A 23,791-nucleotide genomic window follows, 5' to 3' on the forward strand; every position below is an offset into this window, starting at 1 on the left:
CTTGTCCTATGCAATTCTCACATCTCCACTGCCATACCCAATATTCGCTGCTCGATGGGCAGGCTGACATCAAGAAGCTGATCAAAAAGGCGAAAGCAGACAATATGCCCGCGGTAGCGATTACCGATCACGGCAATATGTTTGGGGTGTTTGAATTCGTGGCCGAAGCCGCTAAACAGGGCATAAAACCCATTGTAGGCTGCGAATTTTACGTGGTCGAAGATCACCATATCAAGCAGTTTACCAAGGACAAAAAAGACGTTCGATATCACCAGTTGCTGCTGGCCAAAAACGCGACGGGTTATAAAAACCTGGTGAAACTGTGCTCGCTGGGTTACATGGAAGGGCTGTATGGCAAATACCCGCGGATTACGAAGGCACTCATTGAGCAGTATAAAGAAGGGCTGATCGCCTCGACCTGCTGCATTGGCGCCATGGTGCCGAAGACGATCCTGAAAAAAGGTGAAGAGGCCGGTGAAATCGAATTCAAATGGTGGCTCGACCGCTTTGGCGAAGATTACTACGTAGAGCTTCAGCGGCATGAGATCCCCGACCAGATCAAAGCCAATGAGGTGCTGGTCAAGTTCGCCAAAAAGTATAACGTCAAGATTATTGCCTCCAACGATTCGCATTATGTGGATCAGGACGACTGGGTGGCCCACGACATTCTTCTGTGTGTGAACACGGGCGAAAAGCAGAGCACCCCATCGATGAAGGAATTCAACGACGACGAGGCAATGCCCAAAAACACGCGCTTCGCCTTCTTCAGCGATCAGTTCTATTTCAAGAACACGCAGGAGATGACCACGCTGTTTAAAGACCTGCCCGAAGCCATCGACAACACCAACGAGATTGTGGGCAAGGTCGATATGCTGAAACTGAAACGCGACATCATGCTGCCCAACTTCCCCATTCCGAAGGAGTTCCAGCAGCATGCCGACGACGTCATGAACCAGTGGGAATATCTGCGCCACCTAACCTACGAAGGAGCCAAAGCCAGGTACGTCGATATTTCGCAGGAGGTACAGGAACGTCTCGACTTTGAGTTGTTCACAATTAAAACAATGGGGTTTGCCGGCTACTTCCTTATTGTGGCCGATTTCATCAAAGCGGGCCGGGATATTGGCGTAATGGTGGGGCCGGGACGGGGATCGGCGGCAGGCTCGGCGGTGGCTTATTGCATCGGTATCACCAACATCGACCCGATCAAGTATAACCTGCTGTTTGAACGGTTCCTGAATCCGGACCGCAAGTCGATGCCCGATATCGATACCGACTTCGACGATGAAGGTCGTCAGAAGGTGATCGATTATGTGGTGAATAAATATGGCAAGCAGCAGGTAGCAGCGATTGTCACCTATGGCACCATGGCCGCTAAATCGGCGATCAAAGACGTGTCGCGCGTGATGGATTTACCCCTCAATGATGCGAACGCGCTGGCTAAACTGGTGCCCGACAAGCCTACCTATAACATGACCCTGAAGCGGATCTTCGAAGATCCGATCGACGGGCCGGGTGGCTTATCAAACATCATCTCACCCGACGAAGTAGAGAACGTGCGAAGAATGCGGGCACTTGAATCGGGGGATCAGGGCATGGGGCGTACCATGAAGCTGATCGACACCGAAAAAGTGCAGAACGTACTCCAGCAGGCGCGTCGGCTCGAAGGCACCGTGCGGAATACAGGGGTTCATGCCGCAGGGATCATTATTGCGCCCGATGATCTGTCGAACATCGTACCCGTGTCTACCTCGAAAGACACCAACCTGATCATTACCCAGTACGAAGGGAAAGTCATCGAGGATGCCGGGGTTATTAAGATGGACTTTCTGGGTCTGCGAAACCTGACGATCATCAAAGAGTGTCTTCGATTGATCAAGCAGAACTACGGACGCGAGATCGAGATCGACAATATTCCGCTCGACGACCCGAAGCCATACGAGCTATTCCAACGGGGAGAGACAAACGCCATTTTCCAGTTTGAATCCGACGGGATGAAGAAGTATATGAAGGACCTGAAACCAGACCGGTTTGAGGACCTCATTGCGATGAATGCCCTCTACCGTCCGGGTCCGATTCAGTACATTCCGAACTTCATCAACCGGAAGCATGGCCGCGAAGAGGTGAAGTATGATATGCCGGAGATGGAAGAATACCTGGCAGATACCTACGGCATCACGGTTTATCAGGAACAGTTGATGCTGCTTTCGCAAAAGCTTGGCAACTTCACCAAGGGTGATGCCGACGTATTGCGGAAGGCAATGGGAAAAAAAGACCGTGCCACGCTCGATAAAATGAAGGGTAAGTTCATGGATGGCTGTGCAGCCAATAAACTACCTATCAAAACCTGCGAAAAGGTCTGGACCGACTGGGAAGCGTTCGCCTCGTATGCCTTTAACAAATCGCACTCGACCTGCTATGCCTTCGTCGCCTACCAGACAGCCTGGCTGAAGGCTCATTACCGGTCAGAATACATGGCTGCCGTATTGACTTCCTGTCTGGGCAACATTGAGAAGATCACGTTCTTCCTGGAAGAATGTAAGAACATCAACATCCCGGTGCTTGGTCCTGATGTCAATGAATCGGAACGCGTATTTGGGGTGAACAAGAAAGGGGAAATCCGTTTCGGTCTGGGTGCCATCAAAGGTTCGGGCGACGCGGCGGTGGAGAACATCATCTCAGAACGTACCCAGAATGGCCCCTACAAAGACATTTTCGATTTCATCATCCGGGTAAACCTTCGAACGGTAAACAAGAAAACCATTGAATCACTGGCGTATGCCGGCGCCTTCGACGCGCTCGACGAGACCGTTCACCGGGCGCAGTACTTCGAGGTACCAGCAGGCGATAACGCCACCTTCATCGAGAAGATTATCCGGTTTGCCAACACGCACCACGCCGAAAAAGCAGCCTCGCAGGTGTCGTTGTTTGGGGGTGGAGCAGGTAACGACGTGGCCATGCCGCGCCCTAAACCGCCGATAGTGCCTATCTGGAACCAGATCGAAAAGCTGAAATACGAGAAAGATGTGGTAGGGTTCTACATCACCGGCCACCCGCTCGATGAATTCCAGGTCGAACTAGACGGATTCTGTAACTGCACACTGGATAAGGTGTATGAAACCAATGCTCCTGACATAAAAATCGGCGGCATTGTATCGGCGGTACAAACACGGATTGCGAAGAATGGGAATCCGTTCATGATTTTCAAGCTGGAAGATTACCAGGGATCGATGGAGATGACACTCTTCGGCGATGACTATGCCCGCATGGCACAGTATGTAGAAGTAGGCCTGTTCCTGCACGTTACTGGTAAGACGCAGAATCGGTGGAATTCTGACCAGTTAGAATTTAAGCCAACCAGCATTCGCTACCTGAGCGAGATTCGGGAAAAGCTTTGTAAGGAGTTGTTGATCACGCTCGACATTGCCTCTTTAAGTGAGCACATGATTACCAAAATAGACGAACTGGTGAAAGCTCACCCAGGTACGTGCAGTCTGCTGATGAAAGTAATCGACAAGGAAGAGCGTGTTGAAGTTGGCTTGCTCTCCAGATCATTGCGTGTTGCCCCTGCAAACACTTTACTCAACGCGCTCCGGTCGCTGGAAGGTGTGCATTGCAAAGTAGCGTAGCCGGTTTACCTACCAGCTAACCTCATTTATGTAGTCTGTAGCCCTGGCGGAAGTCAGGGCTTTTTTCATTTTTGACACTATTTTATATGAAATTAGCTTATTCCAATATCAATATAATATTCTGTATTTTCACCGTAATACCGAATTTTATAAAAGTTGGATTTTTCACAGTATAATTCTATTCTTTTGGCTTTATTTAATGGTAATATTTAATGAATCTTCTATTTAACGGGCCATTTTTATTAAAATTGAGGGATAAAACCTTGCAACGTCCATTTTGTTAGATAAAATTTGCACGAAACCTAACTGCAACTATCGTCGAGTCTAACAAAACAAACAGCATGAAAAAATCAATTTTACTTACATTTTTAGCAAGTTCGACTTTTGCGGCTAATGCCACAGACACAACCACTGTTGCCAAGCCAGGCGTTGTGCAGCCTACAGTGGCTCAGCCCACGGCAGCCAAGCCTAAAGCCGACGGTGACGATACTGGTAAATTTACTTTCTCAGGCTATCTCGACACATACTATTTCGGTAACTTCAACAACCCTAAAAGTCGGTCTAACCTCGGCTTGAATGGCGAAGGGGTGGGCAATGCTCGTGCATTCGACCAGAAAGCAGGTCAATTCGGTATCGGTCTGGTTCAGGCCAAAGCGGTCTACACAGCGGATAAAGTTGACGCCGTGATGGACCTCACGTTCGGACCTTTTGCTGATCTGGGCAATTATGGTAACCTCTATGGTCCACTGGGACAGGGATCAACTGCGCTTGCCATCAAACAAGCCTATATTGTTTTCAAGGCAACACCAAAGCTCTCTTTTACAGCTGGTCAGTTTGGTACACACATTGGCTACGAGGTTATTGATGCTCCGGTGAACTATAACTACTCGCTGTCTAACCTTTTCAATAATGGTCCATTCTACCATATCGGTTTGAAAGCGCAGTACGCATTCAGCGACAAAGCGTATCTGATGGTTGGTCTGGTCAACAACGTTGACAACCTGGTTGACAACAACAAGAAAAAAGGCCTGATCGGTCAATTGTTTGTGTCACCAGCTACTGGCTGGAACGTATATCTGAACGCGATTGTATCGAACGAAGCGTCGAAAGACATTCCGAACGCAACAGGTACGGGTGTGGCTGTCTCGGCAGATAACGCCAGTTATTCGCTCTTTGATTTAACTACCACCTACCAGATTACGTCTAAATTCTTCCTGGGCCTGAACGCTGCAGCTGGCTCACAAACCGGTGATTATCAAGGATATGGAGGGCCTACTACCGCTAAAAGCTGGGGTGGAGCCGCTATTTATTCGAACTACGCTTTCACCGATAAGTTTGGCCTCGGCATCCGGTACGAATCGTTCGACAATAAAAATGGGGCACGTGCCTTAACAGATGCTGCCGGCAACGGAGCCAGCGTGAATTCAATTACAATCACGGGTAATATCACTGGCGCCAATGGTCACGTTCTCCTTAAACCTGAATTCCGGGTTGATAGCTATTCGGCCAACAAGTTCGAGATGAACGATGGTACGCTGTCTAAAAGCCAGGCAACCCTGGGTATGGCTGCGATCTTTAAATTTTAAATCATAGCTGTTCGTTTGTGGCTGATTTGTCTGTTCTGGCCATCGAGTAAATTACCCGATAAGCCACCGGAATAGACAAATCACCCTGCATACAAACAATTTTTCTCTACAACAAAACCAGTTAACTATCATGCAAAAACCTGCAATTATTCCACTGATTATCCTGCTGGCAATCAGTTTATGGGCTGTTCTCAGTCCATCAGTCCCAACCACCATCGTGACGGAAGGCATCAATTCGGGCGATACCGCCTGGATGCTGATGGCCGCAGCCCTTGTTCTGCTGATGACACCAGGCCTGGCGTATTTCTATGGCGGTATGGTGAGCAATAAAAATGTGATCTCTACCATGTTGCAGAGCTTTGTTGCCATGGGTGTGATTAGCCTTATCTGGGTAGTTTGCGGCTTTAGCCTGGCCTTCGGAGATTCGATCGGTGGTTTCATCGGTGACCCACGCACCTTCCTGATGTTCAAAGGTGTGCTCGACGGCAAGCCCTGGTCACTGGCAGCAACCATTCCACTGGTGGTGTTTGCTTTCTTCCAGTTGAAGTTCGCCGTAATTACGCCTGCCCTTATCACGGGTTCAATGGCCGAGCGGATCAACTTCCGTTCATACGTACTGTTCATGATCCTGTTCAGCCTGTTCGTATACGCTCCGCTGGCCCACTGGACATGGCATCCAGAAGGTTTCCTGTTCAAACTTGGTGTACTTGACTTTGCCGGTGGTACCGTTGTACATATGTCGGCTGGTTGGGCTGCGCTGGCTGGTGCGCTGTATCTGAAGCGTCGTAAAAACCACGTGAATGCGAATTTCCTGCCACCTGCCAATATTCCTTATGTCTTGCTGGGTACTGGCCTGCTCTGGTTTGGCTGGTTTGGGTTCAACGCCGGTTCTGCTGTAGGCGCTTCACCATTGGCCGCCATCGCTTTTGCCACCACCAACACAGCTGCCGCTGCTGCCGGTCTTGGCTGGGTGTTGTTCGATGCCGCCAAAGGCAAGAAAGTGTCGGCCCTGGGCTTCTCAATTGGTGCCGTAGTTGGTCTGGTAGCGATCACGCCCGCCGCCGGTTTCGTAACCATTCCACAAGCGATCTTTATCGGCACTATTGCCGCTATGGTATCGAACTTTGTAGCGCATCTGCGTTCTAAATCGACCCTCGATGACACCCTCGACGTATTCCCCTGCCACGGTGTTGGTGGTATGGTCGGTATGCTGATGACCGGCATTTTCGCCAGCAAAGGCGTTAACGCAGCCGTTGTTGACGAAGGACTGGCTTACGGTGTAACCAAACTGTTCACCACTCACCTGATCGCTCTGGTTGTCGTGTCGGCCTTTGCGTTTGGTATGTCATTGCTGTTATTGAAAGTCACTGACCTCATCCTGCCACTGCGTGTTTCTGAAGCCGACGAAAAAGAAGGCCTCGACGTTAGCCAGCACGATGAGTTCCTGATCGACGCCTAGATCTTTCTGGCACGCCAGCCTGCCGGGCGATTGAAGCCCCTGGCTTAGGCGATTATCAAACACTTCAACTCTAAACTAAAATATAACGACAGACCCACAGGCTTAGGTGTAGTGTTCGTAGCCTCGGTTATGGCCCATCGGACTGTGGTTTTGTTGTACTCGTTGAAGGTATCTGCTCCTGGCGGATACCTTCTTTGTTTCTACGTATTCACCGGTTTTCTGGCAGGATTTACCGTAGCCGCGACAAATCCTGCCAGAAAATCAATCTGGTTAATCCCACGTCCGACAGTGCTCCTTGCAGGTACGTCTGTACCTTTACATCTATGACCCGCTCATCACTCTGGGGACGTACCCGCGACGGACTGAACTTTGCCAGTAAACTCACACCCCGGCGAATAGCTAACGCCGTTCGTGTGCTAACCAGTTTTTACGCCTCCCGGCAGTCGGGGCAACCGAACCAGAAGGGGTTACCCGTTTCTTTATCCGTTGAGCCAACTACCTCGTGTAACCTGCGTTGCCCGGAATGCCCCAGCGGGCTACGGTCATTTACCCGGCCAACGGGCATGCTCGGTGTTGACCTCTTCAAGCGTACCATTGACGAACTGCACGACACCTTACTCTACCTGATTTTCTATTTTCAGGGTGAACCCTATCTCCACCCGAATTTCCTGGAACTGGTACGTTACGCCGCCGATCGGAAAATTTATACCGCTACCAGTACCAACGCCCACTACCTCACCGACGAAAACGCCCGAAAGACAATCGAGTCGGGGCTGGATCGGCTCATTATTTCGATTGATGGCACCACGCAAGATGTGTACGAGCAATACCGGGTGGGTGGCCATCTCAGTAAAGTGCTGGAAGGAACCAGGAACCTGATTCGTTGGAAAAAACAGTTGAAGTCAGCTACACCGCATGTGATCTTCCAGTTTCTGGTTGTCAAGCCTAATGAACATCAAATTGCAGACGTGCATCGGCTGGCTAAGGAACTGGGGGTAGACGAAGTAAAGCTAAAAACGGCGCAGATCTACGAGTATGAACAGGGATCAGATCTCATGCCCACTATTGAAAAATACAGCCGCTATGCCCTAAAACCCGACGGCACATTTGGCATTAAGAACGCGCTGCTCGACCACTGCTGGCGCATGTGGCACTCCTGCGTAATGACCTGGGACGGGCGCGTTGTGCCGTGTTGCTTTGATAAAGACGCCGATCATCAGCTGGGTACGTTGCAGGATCACAGTTTCCGGGAAGTATGGTTCAGCGATGCTTACCGGCGCTTCCGCCGAACACTTATTCAGAACAGGGCAGAAATAGAAATGTGCCGAAACTGCACCGAGGGCGCAAAAGTATGGGCGTAGAATTAAGTTTCAGATTTCAAGTCTCAAGTTTCAGGTGCGTTGCTACTCAACCAACTGCTGAACTGGCAGCGGACCTGAAACTTGAGACTTAAAACCTGAAACTTCTCTTTGTGGAACATTTTCGTGAAACGTTTCTTGGAAAGCTAACTTGGTTCCGGCATCTTTGGGACTGCAACGAACAAACCCATGGGTAAAGTTATTGCCATTGCCAACCAAAAGGGTGGCGTCGGTAAAACCACAACAACGATTAACCTGGCTGCTAGTCTGGCCGCCTTAGAATTTCGCACGCTCATTGTCGATGCTGACCCACAGGCCAACTCCACCTCCGGGTTGGGGTACAACCCCAAGGAGATCGAGAACAGCATTTACGAGTGTATGATCGAGGATGTGCAGACGCGCGATGCCATTATTCAGACAGACTTCCCCAATCTCGATCTTCTTCCCTCCCATATTGATCTGGTGGGTGCCGAAATTGAGATGATCAATCTTCAGAGCCGGGAAGACAAGATGAAAGACGCCCTGAATCAGATTCGGGAAGATTACGATTTTATTATCGTTGACTGTTCGCCATCGCTGGGCCTGATTACCATCAATAGCCTCACGGCCGCAGATTCGGTGATCATACCCGTACAGTGCGAATATTTTGCCCTGGAAGGGCTCGGCAAACTACTGAATACGATCAAGATCATTCAGTCGCGGCTAAACACGGATCTGGCCATTGAAGGTATTCTGCTGACAATGTATGATCTACGGGTACGGCTATCGAACCAGGTGGTTGGGGAGGTAACCTCACACTTCCAGCAAATGGTTTTCCATACCATTATTCCTCGAAATATTCGACTGAGCGAATCACCAAGCTTTGGTGTGCCCGTGCTGGCTCAGGATGCTGACAGCAAAGGCGCCATTAGCTACCTGAATTTAGCCCGCGAGATTCTGGCCAAAAATGGCCTTATGCCACAGGAAACTGTTTAAAAAGTTTTCAGTCTACTGTTTACAGTTGCGCTGCCAGTAACATGCACACGAGCGTAGCAACTAAAAACAGTAAACAGCAAACGGTAAACTTATTTGTTCGATGAACACGACAAATGCGAAGGCGGGTGCGCCAAAAAACAATAAAATGATGGGTCTCGGTCGGGGGCTGGGGGCATTGTTGCAAGACAGCGATGGCCGGCAACAGGCCAAACCATCCCCCTACGAATCGATCAGCACCATGACCGAGATCAACCTCGATCAGATCGAAACCAATCCCTTTCAGCCACGTACCCGGTTTGATGAAGAAGCCCTGAACGAGCTTGCCGACTCCATCCGCGTTCAGGGAATTATTCAGCCCATTACGGTACGCCAGTTGGGCAAAGATCATTACCAGCTGATTTCAGGCGAGCGCCGTCTGCAAGCCTCCAAGCTGATCGGCATGGTTCATATTCCCGCCTATGTGCGGACGGCGAATGACCAGCAGATGCTGGAGATGGCGCTGATTGAGAACATTCAGCGCGAAAACCTGAATTCGATCGAGATTGCCCTGTCGTATCAGCGGCTTATCACCGAATGCAGTCTGAAACAGGAAGAATTGGGGGAGCGCGTTGGTAAAAACCGCACAACCGTCAATAATTACATCCGATTACTGAAACTGCCACCGGCCATTCAGGCCTCGTTGCGCGACACGCGCATTTCGATGGGTCATGCCCGCGCGATCATCAACATCGAGAACCCCGAAACGCAGATCAGGCTATTCAATAAAATCATTGAAGAAGACTGGTCAGTACGGAAGGTCGAAGAAGCCGTTCGGAATCTGTCAATGACCGAAGAGGCTAGCCCGGCCCGCAAGACAACCCTGCCCAAACAGGAAATGCGGAGCCTGCAATTCAAGCTCTCATCGATGTTTGGCAGCAAGGTCGTGATCAAAGCCGATGAGAAACATACCGGCGAGATCAAGATTCCCTTTACCTCGCAGGAAGATCTTGACCGCATTCTTAACGTCCTGAATTATTCGGCTTAACATAGATTAAGACAATAACAGTGTCATTTCGACCGGCGTTTACGTTACGAGCATGGCTACAAACGTTCGCGCCGGTCGCGTTATTACCGGGTAACTCAGTGAAAAACACGTTTCAATTCGCTCAGCGGCTCCACGCCCGACGCATCCACGCTGGGTACGTTCTCTTTCTGTATTTCTGTCTGCTGGGTACGTTGCAGGCCCAGACGCCCGATACAACGAAGCAACGGCCGATCATCCGCCCTGGTGTGCCTGCCAAGACAGACACACTCACGCCCGAGATGGCAACCGATAATAATGCGTTGCTCGTCGATTCACTGGCTGTAGGCGATGAGCTGGACAGTGCTGCAACCGACACAGTTCAACTGTCGGCGAAGGCAAATGAGGAGATCAGGAAGATCGTGCCGAAGCGGGCAGCTATTCTTTCTCTTATGCTCCCGGGTCTGGGGCAGATCTATAACGGACAGAAATGGAAAGTCCCATTCATCTACGCGGGCTTCGGCACATTCGGCTATTTCATCGTTGATTTCACGAGTAAGTATAAAACGTATTTAGCGGGCTATACAGAGGCCTACAACAAACCGGACGTACCTGGACAAGATCCAAGCCGTACTAAAACAGCGTTCGTCTATGGAAATGAACGTTCGCTTAATTATCTCAAAGCAAGTGTTGACTACTGGCGTCGCTGGCGGGATTATAATATCATTTTCACGGCCCTGTTCTGGGGGTTGAACGTGGTAGATGCCAACGTAACGGCCCATCTGAAGACGTTTGACATCTCTGACAGTCTCACCTTAAAGTACGACCCCGTTATTCTTCCGTCGGTATCGGGCTTTGTGCCGGGCATACGACTTACCATGAATTTTAAAAAGTAGCTTTTACTATATTCTAGTGCCAATGAATATTCTCTTACTCGGTTATGGCAAAATGGGCAAAGCCATCGAACAGATCGCCCTTGAACGCGGTCATCAGATTGTTGGTCGCATTGATCTGAACAACCGGGCCGACCTCGACGCCCTAGCCAACGAAGCCGTCGACGTAGTGATTGAGTTCAGTTCGCCCGAATCCGTGGTCGACAATCTGACGTATTGCATTCAGCGCGGTTGGCCAGTGGTTTGCGGCACAACTGGCTGGCTCAGTCAGCGAACCGAGATCGAGGCCGCCGTTCGTGAGCGGGGCAGCGCTTTCTTCTACGCCTCTAATTACAGCATTGGGGTCAACCTGTTTTTCCGGTTGAATAAAACGCTGGCGAAGTTCATGCACGACTACCCTAGTTACCAGGTGTCGATGACGGAGGTCCATCATACTGAAAAAAAAGATGCGCCATCGGGCACCGCGATCACGCTGGCCGAAGGGGTACTCGACCAACTACCTTATAAAAACCGCTGGGCCGTATCGGAAGCAGACAGACCTGCCGAAGGCGAGCTGACCGATGCCATCGTGATCGACTCGGTGCGTGAAGGCAACGTACCTGGCACCCACGTAGTCCGGTATGAGTCGGAAGTAGACCGGATCGAGATTTCGCACGTGGCCCATAGTCGGCAAGGATTTGCCTTGGGTGCCGTAGTTGCTGCCGAATGGCTGGCACCCCGTCAGGGCATTTTCGGGATGGACGATTTATTGGGTGAATGATGAGCCATCTGAATGCCCGGACAGGCGGTTAGGTGTTAGCCACTAAATCATTGTATTTTTGTAAACCAACAAGATTCATTGGGTAAGCCTCAACAACGTGCTGTTCGTTGATTACCTGGCTTTGAATCAAGAACATCAATTTCCTGTGTCTGAAGTCAACACGAAAACGAAGGCCGCACAACCGGTCAGGAAAAAATCAGCCATCCGTGAATGGTTCGATTCTGTTTTGTTTGCGGTCGTAGCCGCTACCCTTATCCGCTGGCTGTTCATGGAAGCCTTCACCATTCCGACACCTTCAATGGAGCGGAGCCTGATGGTAGGTGATTTTCTGTTTGTCAGCAAGTTTCACTACGGTACCCGCACGCCTAAAACCCCATTGCAGGTTCCGTTAACCCACCAGAAAATCTGGGGGACCGAGATTCCCTCCTACCTTGACTGGATTCAGTTACCGCAGGTTCGGTTGCCAGGTTTCTCGCATGTGAAAAACGGGGATGTTGTCGTGTTCAATTTCCCGCCTGAAGATCAGTATCCAACCGATCTGAAAACGAACTATATCAAACGTTGTATGGGTATCCCCGGCGATGTGCTGGAGGTACGTCATCGGCAGGTGTTTGTGAATGGCAAGGCGGCCGAGGTTCCACCAAAGTCGCAGATGACCTATTTCGTCGAGACAACAAAAGGAGATCTCGACGATGCGTTTTTCCGGCAATACGACATCATCAACGATTACCCAAACAGCACGTTTAACTGGCAACCCATTGAGCAGCCCGATTCACTAACCAAGGCGACTAAAGTTGTTGGTTACAAACTGAACACCACTGTTGAAACAATCGATAAGATCAAAACCCTGGATTGGGTGAAGAAGGTGACCCCTTACGATGAAGAGCCCGGCCAGGAACCGACGCCTTTCTCACAGATTTATGGCGGTACCAAATTCAACTGGACAGTCGATAACTTTGGCCCCGTTACTGTTCCCAAAGAAGGGGTTACAGTTCAACTCGATGAAAAAGCCATTGCGCTGTATGGCACCATTATCAAGAAATACGAGGGCAACGACAACGTAGAGGTGACCGATAAGAGCATCACCATCGGTGGCAAGGCGATTACGGCCTATACCTTCAAACAGGACTATTATTTCATGATGGGTGATAACCGACATAATTCGCTTGACTCCCGTTTCTGGGGTTTTGTACCCGCCGATCATATTGTCGGTAAAGCGGTATTCATCTGGATGTCGATTGACCCGAATCCGGCCAACGCTGCGAACAAAATTCGCTGGAACCGGCTCTTCAGCGTAGTGCATTAGGCAATAGCTAGTACGCAGATAACGCAGATTGGGCGGGTTTGCACAGATTGTATCATCCTAGTTACCTTACTAGTTAGATGATACAATCTGTGCAAACCCGCCCAATCTGCGTTATCTGCGTCCTGTTTACTACTCTTCTTCCGCGTGCAGCCAGGCTTTTTTGGCTAGCAGCGTTTCTTCATCTTCTTCATGCTCAGGATCGGGCACACAGCAGTCGACCGGGCACACAGCGGCACACTGCGGTTCTTCATGAAAACCCTTGCACTCCGTACACTTATCTGTAACGATGTAATAAAACTCATTGGAAACCGGTGTCTGGGGCGATTTACCGCTCACAACGGTACCATCACCAAAATCGACAACATCGAGGGACGTACCACCACCCCATGTCCACTCTACGCCGCCTTCATAGATGGCCGTATTGGGGCATTCTGGTTCGCAGGCACCACAGTTGATGCACTCCTCAGTAATCATAATGGCCATAATCGAATCAATTTAGCTGGCTGAAATTCAGGGAACTGATAATGAGACAACAAATATAATTATTTAAAGTTGGCTGATGCACAGAAAATACGTTGAACCGCTCCTATTTACATTGGCCTACCTGTGGCTGACGGTACTTCCATCAGCCGTCTCCAGGCCGGATTTGCCTACGAACTAGTCTATCTCAGACGCTGACTGTTGCTGCTTTTTCTCTTCTTTTTCGCGTCGTTTTCGCTCGCGGCGTTCTTGCCGTAGCTGCTTACGGGTTTTCACTGTATCAGTAGCAACAGGCTCATCAGTTGGGCGAGTCGGCCGTACGGTCGGTGCGTCGTCGGCTGGTTGTTGGGTAGCCGGTTTCTGGTCGTCGTCGGGTTTACCATTCAACAGGCGATTGAACAGGTCATCCATGCCGCCGCCTTCGTCAGACTGATCGGTATCGAGACTATCCGATTCGTAGTATTCCTGTGGAATCACTTGCTGACGAAGACCTTCGCGTAGTCGCACATCGTAGAAACCATAAGCACCGCTATCTGGCTGCGTAAGGCCCCGTTTGGCCATGATGCGGCCAATGATTTTGAAATATCCCCGCACGTTACGTACCTGAAGCGAGCCGTCGGGCTGGAAATGGGTAAGCGCTTTTTTGGGACTGGGAATGACAAATGCCAGAAAAATACTTTCGCCCAGATTAAGCTCTGCCGGCGTCTTGTCAAAGTAATAGCGAGCGGCTTCGCTTATTCCGTAGATGTTCTTTCCCCACTCTATGATGTTCAGGTAGACTTCAAACATGCGCTCCTTCGAGACAAGCCGTTCGTTCTCCATCAGCCATACGATCAGGATCTCTTCGACCTTCCGCGACAACGTTTTATTTCGGTTCAGAAAGACGTTTTTCACCAACTGCATCGATAACGTACTGGCTCCCCGCTTAAAAGACCCTGCCTTGTAATTGGTCGCAATAGATACCCGGAACGCTTTTTCATTAAAGCCTTTATGCGTGAAAAAATTGTAATCTTCCGAGGTAAGCACCGCATTCTTCAGATCGGGAGCGATGTAATCGAGCGGAGTAAAGTCAGGATTGTCCGGGCCAACCGAGATATCGCGTACCGGCTTATCTTTCTCGTAGGGCGTATAAATAAAAGGCTGATTGATCCGTCGCAAATCGGTACGCCCCATCTGTACAATTTTGAAGCCATCAGGCGTCAGACCAGCATCGAACTTCACCGAATCGGGTAGGGCCGTATCAAAGGCGAAGGTTAGGTCATAGCGTAGTTTGCCTGTCACTTTCATGCCGTCGAGTGAGGCAAATAGCCCTTTCGGAAACGAATTGAACAACGCCTGTGCATCCATATCATCGGTATGCAATTGCGCTACGATCACTTTGCCTGTCCCTGCTTCAGCATCGGGCAACGTATACTTGACAAACGGATGGGCACTTACTTCACCAAGGTGTAGGGTTGAGCTGCTATCGACACCCACATAGTTTTCACCGACAAACAAATTGGCATCTACCGCGGCCCGTTGCACCAGCACATCGTTGGGCGACAAGGCCGGATGGTTTAGCCGCAGATTCCGCACCGAACCTACCCCTTCAAGCCGGAACTCCGCCCCCGAGCGATCCACGTCGCGGAGTTCAGCGTGTAGGGTGTCAGCTTGCGCCTTCAACTTGAATCGCTGCTGCAAATACCTGATTTCCAACGGCTTGCCAACGGCATACAGATCTACGTTGTATTCTTTATCCGACGGCGAAGCCTCGCCTGTAATGTGCCAGATCGCCTCATTTCTATTCAGCAGAAACGTGGAGGTCACATCGCCATTGTCAATCTTCGCTTCTGACGCCAGCAGGTTCAGTTGCTGGCCATCATCGACCACCCGAAAATCAAAATTGCGAATGTTCAGATCGTCAGGAATCTTTGTCAGTAAGTTGTTGATGAGGTTCTCGGCTACATCAGACAGATCGGTGCTTTTGCGTGTTCGCGTATCTGTTGAATCTTTCCGACGTTTCAGAATACTATCCAGATTCGTCAATGAATCGCGCTTAACAACCTGAAAAAAACCGTTCTCGATCGATAGCTCCGACAAGGCGACGTTACCCACCAGCAACGGCCAGAGCCGAACGCTTACCTGAACCCGATCAACACGCGTAAGGCTGTCGCGATTGGCTGGTACCACAGATACATTGGTAACCGACAGGGAGGTCAACCCGGTAAAATTGGCCGAGCCGATACGAAGCGTGAGATCATAATCCCGCTTTGCTTTTTTGATGGCTCGTTCGATAGCTACGTTAAGCAGGCGTTCGCGCTGTGTGTAAGCGTAAACAGACCCGATGATGCCCAGCACGAGCACGGCTAGCACAGTCCAGGCTGTATAGCGCAGGACATTGCGTTTGTTAAGTGGCATTTTGTTGCAAATAGTGCCGCAAAAGTACGGATTTCAACAGGGCAACGCTACCCAGCCATCCGGCCTTGTTGGCTACATCCTACATATATGACAAAACGGGCAGCCTTAGCCACCCGTTTCGTTTGCTTACAAATTTAACTGGATGCACCCATTTATCGGCTTCCAAGCGGGAACAGATAACCAAGCGAAAATTGGCCAGTGATTGGTCTTCCCGGAATGTTGGCAAAATCATACGTTCCTTTCGAATCACCCAGTGGGTAATAACCGCGCGCTTCGACGGTAACCTTACCTGATCCAACCGGAATACCTACACCCAGACCTAATGCTCCACCGTAACCAATAATTGTTTCAGTGCTTCCCGATTCAAGGGAATAAGCACCGTAAGGACCAACATTGACAAAGAAGCGCGTGTTGCCTTGTTGACCGAATTGAAACTTGGCGAACAGAGGGACTACGAGTGAACTGGCCGAGAATGTGCCCGCCGCTGTTTTTAGGTAGTCCTGATTAAAGTTGATTTCAGGCTGGAAAGCGACACCGCCCCGACCGAACTGGAAGACCACCCCGGCATGAAAACCGTACATTGGGCTGGGCGTCACATCAATGATACCACCTGTTCCATTCGGAATAGTCAGCTTGTCGAGGTACGTATTGTAGTTCCCCCCAACGCGCACCCCAATATAGGTACGTGCTTCATCGGCCGCAGCTGTAGTGGTTTTGCGATCAGCGCGGGTAGCCATTTCGTCGGCGTCACGCTGTTTATCGGTTTTTCGGCCTTTTTTACCGGTATCGGGCGTATTTGCCTGATTCTTTACCCCATGTAGTTCGTCATACATCTGCTGCTTTTTCTGTGCATCCAGCGTGGCGGCATTGTCGGGCTCGGTACTGGGAAATGTCAGCGTAGAGGCCGCCGCTTCGGTAGTGGCGGCGGCAACCGTCGTTGAGCGGGGCTTACTGGCGACCGGTTTCTTCACAGGTGTGGTCGTAGCTTTCCTGGCGGTAGTCGTCGATTTTTGGGCAGTGGTCGTCTTTTTCTTAGCTGACGTCTGGGCAGTAGCTACAGACAGGCAGAGGCAAAGCAACAAGAGGGATATTAATGACCTCATAAGGCGATGTGGTTAAACGATGATAGAACGAATGGGCAAAGGTGACTGCTGATTAAGTAACTTACTAAGTGATTTGAGGTAACGGTGTGTTGAGTTGTCAACCGGTGTGTTCGCAGATTCCTTTTTAAACAAAGGTGACCTTTTCTGATTTTACCTCTAACGAACATCAGTACAAGATGACGACTCAACATCCTAAAACAGCCCTGATTACAGGCGCAAATAAAGGCATTGGCTTTGAAATAGCCTGCCAATTGGCTAAACGTGGTTTTGCCGTATTTGTTGGCTCGCGGGATATCGCCAAAGGTCGCGCCGCGGCTCAGTCGCTCTGCGACGAAGGCTACGAAGCCACCTTTATACAGCTCGACGTTACCGATCCGGTCAGTATCAAACAGGCCGCGGGTACGTTCTCCCAGAAAGCCGACCATCTGGATGTACTCATCAACAATGCCGCCATTCTGGATGATCATGGGGAGACGATCGTAAAACTCAATCCGGAACTGCTCGACAAGACCCTGACTACAAATGTAAAGGGCGTGATCATGGTCACACAGGATTTTTTGCCACATCTTAAAAAGAGTTCGATTGGTGGCCGTATAATTAATATATCGAGTGATGTGGCCACGCTTGGTACCATGCAGACCTATGCGCCGGCCTACAGCATCTCAAAGACGGCGCTCAACGCCGTCACCAGGCAGTTTGCAGCGGCGTTGCCGGGTATTGCCGTTAACTCGGTCAGCCCTGGCTGGGTACGTACCGACATGGGTGGTGCGGGGGCTTCCCGCTCCGTCGAGAAGGGCGCCGAAACGATCGTCTGGCTGGCGACGGATGCCCCCAAGACCGAGACGGGCAAATTCTGGCGCGACCAAAAAGAGATCGCCTGGTAAATGTAAACCACCGTCGGCACCGGGCCGCACAATGGGGCGGGGGAACTAAAGACTACCACCGGGGTTTATGCCAATGAAACGAGTTTGAACGCTATAAACTTAATTATAATCATGGCAGCAGGATCAAAGGCTTTAGAAGCCACTGACGCTAATTTCAATGACCTGATCAATTCAGATGTACCCGTACTGGTCGATTTCTGGGCCGAGTGGTGTGGTCCCTGTAAGATGATCGGCCCCGTTGTTGAGCAGCTAGCTAATGAATACGACGGCAAAGCGGTTATCGCTAAAATGGACGTTGACCAAAACGCACAGGTGCCCATGCAATTTGGTATCCGCAGCATTCCTACGCTGATGGTATTTAAAAATGGCCAGATGGTCGATAAAGTAATCGGCGCCGTACCGAAGTCTGTTCTCGAACAAAAATTACAGGCTCAGCTGGCTTAATTCGTCCAGCTAATGTCAGTAAAATCATAAAAAAGCCGACCCCACGGGTCGGCTTTTTTATTGGTCAAGTCCAGGGTTCGTTGGGCCAGTCCCATAACCGTTTATCCGTATTGCCCGTTGTAGGTTTCAGACAAGCTCGTAGTATTGTCCCGTCAACCACGAACAAACAAACATGGCCGATTCTGAAAAGAATACTGACAAAAGCTTCGGCGATAAGCTGTTAGGCTTCTTCATCAAAGAAGACCCTGCTGCGCCCAACGTTCCTGCTAGCCCCGCCGCCCCGCCGCGCTCAGAGCCACAGGGCATTTCATCTGTAGCTGCGCCAGCACAAGCTGCGGGTACAGTTACCGGTTCGGTAGACACTAAATTTATTGATCACTTTGCAGGTGTACTCAGTAAAGCCAACTTGCAGGGGCCAGATTATTTCGAGTTCCGGGAGATTCTCCGCAATCTAGGTAATCTGGGCCTTCCGGAAGACAAACAGTTTCAGGCAGCCTGGGCAAGCTTTAAGGCCATGGCATCGACCGGAGACCCCGGCATGCTCGCAACGGCTGCCAACCAGTACCTGGCAGCCCTGAGTGCCGACCGAGATGCTTTTCTGAAAAGTGTAGAGGTAGCTACAAAAGAAAGGGTGGGCGGACTGCTGGATGAGCAGAAGCGACTTCAGGCTGATAATGAAGCCATTGCCAAACAAATAGCCGAGTTGCAACAGCGTGCTACCGCTAATACAGACCGTTTAAGTAAAATTAGTGGCGAGGTGTCAGAGCAGAGCGCCAAGATCAATCAGAACAAAGCCAATTTTGAAACCACCTACGCTACATTCACCGATCAGATCAAATCCGATGTGTCGAAGATTGCAACGTATCTGAAATAAGTTTACTGTTCACTAACAACTCTTACAACTGTAATCAATATGGCTTCTCCTGACTTTTCACAATTAGCAGGTGGCGACAACAACGACAGCAATAAAGCGTCGTTTTGGGGTCGCCCCGAAGGTATCACGGGCATGCTGATGCTCGGGGCATTGGGCGCCGTGGGCCTGGTGTATTTCAACCGGATCATGGAGTTTCTCATCCGGGCAACCGAGAACACGCTCTACCTGGCGTTTCTGCTGGGTATTGTGGCCCTCCTTGTTTTTCTGTTTACGAGTCGCGATGTGCGCACGGCCGTTTTTTTCCTGTACAAAACCCTGATGCGCAAAATTACAGGCACGGTCATTCAGCTTGACCCAATCGCCATCATGAAAATCTACGTGCAGGATCTTCGCGAAAAGCGGGAGAAAATGCAGGGACAGATAGACACGCTGGCTGGCCAACTCGTGAAGCTGAACAAGAAAATAAATGAGAACAACGACTCGATCAAGCAGAAGTTTGCCGAAGCTAATAAGGCCAACGAACTGGCAGCCACAAAGCCCGGTATGAAAGAAGCGGCTACGCTGGCCACTATGGAAGGTGCCGGTCTTCAGGAAATGAACGAGAAATTATTTCCTCTTCAGCGGAACATGAAGCTCGTCCTTGAGTTCATGGAGAAGGTCAACAAATCGGCCGACTACCTGATCAAAGAAACCGATATCAAGGTGAAACTGAAAGAAACTGAGTACCGGATTGTGAAAGAAAGCTCTAATGCGCTGAAAACCGCCGTGAGCATCTTCAAAGGCAATCCAGACAAAAAGTTCTACTTCGATGAGTCGATGGAATACATCCAGGATGATATGAGCAAAAAACTCGGCGAAATGAAACGGGCCATGGACCTGTCGATGGACTTTATCAACGGGGTTGATATTCAGAATGGCATGCTCTCCGACAAAGGCCAGACTTTACTGGAGGCCTACAACAAAGGCGAATTCTCATTGGTCCAGATCAACGCCCCTGCCGCCGACCGGCCGCTCGAAGCCCGCGTTATCAACCCACCTAAAGACGAAGGCTACCGCAGTCTGCTCGATTAAACGAGTGACAACTGGGTGATCACGTACCCGAGGCATTAGGCGCTGGAACCAGTTTATTGGTTAGCGATACTACAGCCAGCCCTTTACTGACCGAATCATCCAGTTGTGCCGACGAGGCAACGCTTCATACCATAAAAATTAAACCTCCATTTTTTCCATGAACCGATTAACCACTGCTGGCCGTCTATTGATCACGGCTCTGATTCTAGGGCTTATCTATTTCGGTCTGAAATACGTAGCCGGTATTGACCTGATCCAGAAATTCAAGGCTGGCAACAAGACCGAACAAACCGACACCACGTCGCCCACTCTACCGCCAGGTGAACAAACAACGTCCGATGCTGAAGGCACGGGCAGTGTAGCAACTACCGATGAGGCCGATGCCAGATCGGCCGATGCCGCTACGCAGGGGGGCACTCGTTCGGCCTTTAACTTTCAGGCGCCTGAACCGCAGGGCGGCCAGTTGAAAGGCGTTGTGGAGCTGGGTGCCAGCGGATTCAATTCGTTCATTGTGCGAATCGACGATCAGAAACGGTGGAAGCTGGAAAAAGCTGATTTTGGTAATAGTCTTGTGCTGGAAAATATGGCGACCGACCTCGATATTCGGTCGGGGCTAAAGCAGTACATTGCCAATATGCTCAACTTCGGCGTTGGTGGCCGCGACATTCAGTTTGTAGTCAGTTCCGGTGCTCTGAAAGCAGAAGCCACGCAAAAGATCATTAAAAATCTGAAAGCCCTTAACTACGTTGTCAATACCGTAACCCCCGAACAGGAGGGTCGGTTGGCACTTCGGGCAGCGCTCCCCGCCGAATTTGATGACAATGCGTTTGTCGTTGACATTGGGTCGGGCAACACAAAGATTTCGTGGAAGAACGGCAGCGACATCACAGCGCTTGAAACGTATGGTGCAAAGTATTTCCAGGAAAGTACGGACGATGCAAAGGTGTACGATGAAGTAAAGAGCAAGGCCAAGCAAGTACCCGCCGATCGCCGAAAGACCTGCTTCATCATTGGCGGCATCCCATTTGAGCTGGCCAAACAGGTACGTGTCGGTAAAGAGCGGTACACCGTATTGAAAATGCCCGCTGATTATAAGGGTGATAACGCAAAACAGAAGGCTGGTCTTACCATATATAAAGGGGTAGCCGATGCCACCGGTACCCAACAGTTTGTGTTCGACTGGGATGCAAACTTTACGATTGGTTACCTGCTGACGCTCAAGTAACAGGTAGATTTTAACTAAAAAGGCTGTTTATCTCATGAGTAATCATCTGATAAACAGCCTTTTTAGTTAAAACCAACGTATCTTTTTGCCATTGATCAATGAGTAGCTATCAGCCATTGCCGTCGTATAGCTTTAATAAGCCGCCCTTCCTGTTCAGCAGACCCGAACGTCTTATCATGACGAGACAAACCTACCTTCACTTGCGCAGCATAGCTTATTTCGTCCACGAAGCGTTGAAATTCATTCGTACTTGAAAGTAAGCTTGAGCGGTCAACTTGCCGTTAACTAATCTATCTGGTTATTAAACCCGGTATTGACGACAAACAGTTGGCAGGAATGAGCTGTTTCAGTAGCTTAGTACTACAATTCTAAAGGCTTGCCTAATTAAATGGAAAATTGATGAACCAATTTGACAACACAATGCCTGGGGCCTGGCCCGGATTACGAGAGATTCCGCCTAGTCTCTCGCCGATCAGCATGAACAAGACGCTGTACATCGGCAAATTCACAGACGAATTGCCAATGGAGGCTGAAGCCGTGCCCGATATGGAGTCGGTCGACGATGTACTGGATCACTATCAACCGGAAGTCACCGTGATGTTGACCAGTCAGACTGGTGAACCAACGGGCGAAACGTTCAAATTTAGCCGCCTGGGCGATTTCACCCCGGAAGGAATTGTTGAGCAAAGTCCTTACCTAACTGAGTTGAACGAACAAATGCGGGACTTGCAACGGATCAACTACCAGTTACGGTCGAATAAAATGTTGCAGCACGCCATTCAGAACCCACAGGCAAAACAGACCATGCTGGCAATGATTCAGCAGATGATCGAGGAAATAAAGCAAGCCAAGTAGCTTCTTTATACCCAATCCATACCTAACCACTTTTGCCATGGCCGAACAACAGAACAATCAGATTGCCAATCAACCAGTTGATACAGCTGAACGCGAGCTGGCCTCGAGTCGCTCCTTTTCGCAAAATATTGCCGAGCTTCAGCAGCTAAAATTTGGCGGGTATAAACTGCTGGAAACGTCTATCGAAGGCGCTGATAGCCTGAATCCAGAACGCCGCGCCAAGCGTGAGATATTTCTGAAGGAAGGTGATCGCCGGCGTGACCGGCAGGCGTTGCTCAAACGACTGGAGTTGTGGAAAGAGATGCTATCGTCGGACGGCACTGTGTCCGAACTGGCCGAGCAGGCTCAAAAAAAGCTGGAAGCGACCGAAGAACTGCATAAACAAAATGTAAAAGAAGTTCTTGACGCCAGCCGCGAACTGGAGGCGACCTACCGAGGCGTTGCCCTGTACTTCGCCAATGCGAATCAGAGCGGCTTCAAGGTACGTAATATCGTGTTTCTGAACGCGGGCCTGAGTCAATTAGACCCGGCCAACGTATACAATAACGACACGATTGAGTATGTCAAAAATGAAATTCATCAGGTCTATAACCGCTTCGACTTGCAGGAGAGCTATTCCCTGCTTGTCATTCCGGGTTACCTGGGCAAAAAAACCGTTGTTGATGCCTGGGCTAAAATAGCCAGTGAACACAAACTGATGCTGATCACCGATTACCGCAACATGGGCGGTCTAAAGGATACGATCAAGGAATTCCAACGCGAAAAACTATCGCAGGACGTACCCAGGTTCGCCAACGTGATGATGACCGTAAATCATCTGGTTGGCCGTGGGAAATACGAAGAGTACGATGAGGAGGAGGATCTCTACATCGAACCCTCAACGGCACTCGCCGGGAAAATACACCAGAATCTGATCTCTCAGGTATCAGCTGGTTTGCAGTTCGGAGCGCTCGAAGAAGTAGATGGCGTTCGAATGAACCTGCTCAAAACAGAGGTAGGCGAGCTCGAAGGATTAGGCCTGATTCCGATGACGAAAGAGTTTGCCCGGATTATCCCCTTTTCTGGCAAAACACTGTTTGCCGGTAACAATGTGGGCCTTAAAACGTACTCCGTTGTTCGGGTATTCGACTGGTTGATGAAGGTGATGATGAATTTCCTGAACAAGCGGGCGATGGAGAACTGGAGCGGAAAAGTAGAAAAAGAGCTCACCGACGAGATTGTGAAATTCCTTGATCGAATCAAAGGGCCTGGCCGAATCATCGACAAGTTTGATCCGCCTAAATTTCGGCCAGATCCTATGCAGCCCGACCGGATCATCGTCGATCTGAATGTGACGCCATTTTTCCCAGCCAAGACGTTCATTATCAACCTGACGGGCGAAAAAGGCCGTAATGAAGAAACTGGTCGTAGAAACGATTTCAAAGCGGAAGTACGATAAATCACCTTCCGCAGAGGCAGCCGTAGCATGAACAGTTGCCCGGAGTGTCTGTAG

General features: G+C 50.1%; 19 protein-coding genes. 16 read left to right on the forward strand and 3 right to left on the reverse strand.

The features are described 5' to 3' along the window. The first annotated feature begins 8 nt into the window (after positions 1–8). The 9 genes from dnaE (at position 9) to lepB (ending at position 12,966) form a co-directional block, all read left to right on the forward strand. Positions 9–3,629: a DNA polymerase III subunit alpha gene (dnaE, locus tag ACAW75_RS08010; protein WP_370728173.1), complete on the forward strand. Its 3,621-nt coding sequence runs from the start codon at positions 9–11 to the stop codon at positions 3,627–3,629. Positions 3,630–3,970: 341 nt separating this feature from the next. Beyond that, entirely contained in the window at positions 3,971–5,215 is a 1,245-nt protein-coding gene (locus ACAW75_RS08015) for an outer membrane beta-barrel protein (protein WP_370728174.1), read from the forward strand. Positions 5,216–5,345: 130 nt separating this feature from the next. Continuing rightward, positions 5,346–6,674, forward strand: coding sequence for an ammonium transporter (locus ACAW75_RS08020; protein ID WP_370728175.1), 1,329 nt, complete (start codon positions 5,346–5,348; stop codon positions 6,672–6,674). 323 nt (positions 6,675–6,997) lie between these two features. After that, entirely contained in the window at positions 6,998–8,035 is a 1,038-nt protein-coding gene (locus tag ACAW75_RS08025; protein WP_370728176.1) for a radical SAM protein, read from the forward strand. Between the two features lie 186 nt (positions 8,036–8,221). Then, on the forward strand, positions 8,222–9,007 hold the full coding sequence (locus tag ACAW75_RS08030; protein WP_370728177.1) for a ParA family protein: 786 nt from the start codon (positions 8,222–8,224) through the stop codon (positions 9,005–9,007). A 100-nt stretch (positions 9,008–9,107) separates the two neighbouring features. Further along, the gene (locus ACAW75_RS08035; RefSeq protein ID WP_370728178.1) at positions 9,108–10,031 is read left to right on the forward strand and encodes a ParB/RepB/Spo0J family partition protein; all 924 of its coding nucleotides are present in this window, start codon (positions 9,108–9,110) and stop codon (positions 10,029–10,031) included. A 98-nt stretch (positions 10,032–10,129) separates the two neighbouring features. Beyond that, on the forward strand, positions 10,130–10,903 hold the full coding sequence (locus ACAW75_RS08040) for a DUF5683 domain-containing protein (RefSeq protein ID WP_370728179.1): 774 nt from the start codon (positions 10,130–10,132) through the stop codon (positions 10,901–10,903). Positions 10,904–10,925: 22 nt separating this feature from the next. Further along, positions 10,926–11,660 carry a 4-hydroxy-tetrahydrodipicolinate reductase gene (gene dapB, locus ACAW75_RS08045; RefSeq protein ID WP_370728180.1) on the forward strand — a complete coding sequence of 245 codons (735 nt, stop codon included), beginning with the start codon at positions 10,926–10,928 and terminating at the stop codon, positions 11,658–11,660. Between the two features lie 145 nt (positions 11,661–11,805). Further along, a complete protein-coding gene (gene lepB, locus ACAW75_RS08050) occupies positions 11,806–12,966 on the forward strand; it encodes a signal peptidase I (protein ID WP_370728181.1) in 1,161 nt (386 codons plus the stop codon). Positions 12,967–13,095: 129 nt separating this feature from the next. On the opposite strand, the gene ACAW75_RS08055 is transcribed toward lepB, so the two are convergent. The 3 genes from ACAW75_RS08055 to ACAW75_RS08065 form a co-directional block, all read right to left on the reverse strand. After that, a complete protein-coding gene (locus ACAW75_RS08055; protein ID WP_370728182.1) occupies positions 13,096–13,449 on the reverse strand; it encodes a 4Fe-4S binding protein in 354 nt (117 codons plus the stop codon). Between the two features lie 174 nt (positions 13,450–13,623). After that, positions 13,624–15,843, reverse strand: coding sequence for a transglycosylase domain-containing protein (locus tag ACAW75_RS08060; protein ID WP_370728183.1), 2,220 nt, complete (start codon positions 15,841–15,843; stop codon positions 13,624–13,626). A gap of 152 nt (positions 15,844–15,995) precedes the next feature. Further along, entirely contained in the window at positions 15,996–16,946 is a 951-nt protein-coding gene (locus ACAW75_RS08065) for a porin family protein (protein WP_370728184.1), read from the reverse strand. A gap of 176 nt (positions 16,947–17,122) precedes the next feature. Between ACAW75_RS08065 and ACAW75_RS08070 the strand changes: the two genes are divergently transcribed. The 7 genes from ACAW75_RS08070 (at position 17,123) to ACAW75_RS08100 (ending at position 23,737) form a co-directional block, all read left to right on the forward strand. Next, on the forward strand, positions 17,123–17,830 hold the full coding sequence (locus ACAW75_RS08070) for an SDR family oxidoreductase (RefSeq protein WP_370728185.1): 708 nt from the start codon (positions 17,123–17,125) through the stop codon (positions 17,828–17,830). Between the two features lie 111 nt (positions 17,831–17,941). Continuing rightward, on the forward strand, positions 17,942–18,274 hold the full coding sequence (gene trxA, locus ACAW75_RS08075; protein ID WP_370728186.1) for a thioredoxin: 333 nt from the start codon (positions 17,942–17,944) through the stop codon (positions 18,272–18,274). 172 nt (positions 18,275–18,446) lie between these two features. After that, positions 18,447–19,148, forward strand: a complete 702-nt coding sequence (locus ACAW75_RS08080; protein ID WP_370728187.1) for a hypothetical protein — start codon at positions 18,447–18,449, stop codon at positions 19,146–19,148. A gap of 39 nt (positions 19,149–19,187) precedes the next feature. Next, a complete protein-coding gene (locus ACAW75_RS08085; RefSeq protein WP_370728188.1) occupies positions 19,188–20,219 on the forward strand; it encodes a hypothetical protein in 1,032 nt (343 codons plus the stop codon). Positions 20,220–20,376: 157 nt separating this feature from the next. After that, the gene (locus ACAW75_RS08090; RefSeq protein ID WP_370728189.1) at positions 20,377–21,444 is read left to right on the forward strand and encodes a hypothetical protein; all 1,068 of its coding nucleotides are present in this window, start codon (positions 20,377–20,379) and stop codon (positions 21,442–21,444) included. Positions 21,445–21,921: 477 nt separating this feature from the next. Further along, the gene (locus tag ACAW75_RS08095) at positions 21,922–22,299 is read left to right on the forward strand and encodes a type VI secretion system contractile sheath small subunit (RefSeq protein WP_370728190.1); all 378 of its coding nucleotides are present in this window, start codon (positions 21,922–21,924) and stop codon (positions 22,297–22,299) included. A 37-nt stretch (positions 22,300–22,336) separates the two neighbouring features. Then, on the forward strand, positions 22,337–23,737 hold the full coding sequence (locus ACAW75_RS08100; protein WP_370728191.1) for a type VI secretion system contractile sheath protein TssC: 1,401 nt from the start codon (positions 22,337–22,339) through the stop codon (positions 23,735–23,737). Positions 23,738–23,791: the final 54 nt, after the last annotated feature.

It is taken from the genome of Fibrella arboris (assembly GCF_041321095.1).
Taxonomy (GTDB): Bacteria; Bacteroidota; Bacteroidia; order Cytophagales; family Spirosomataceae; genus Fibrella; species Fibrella arboris.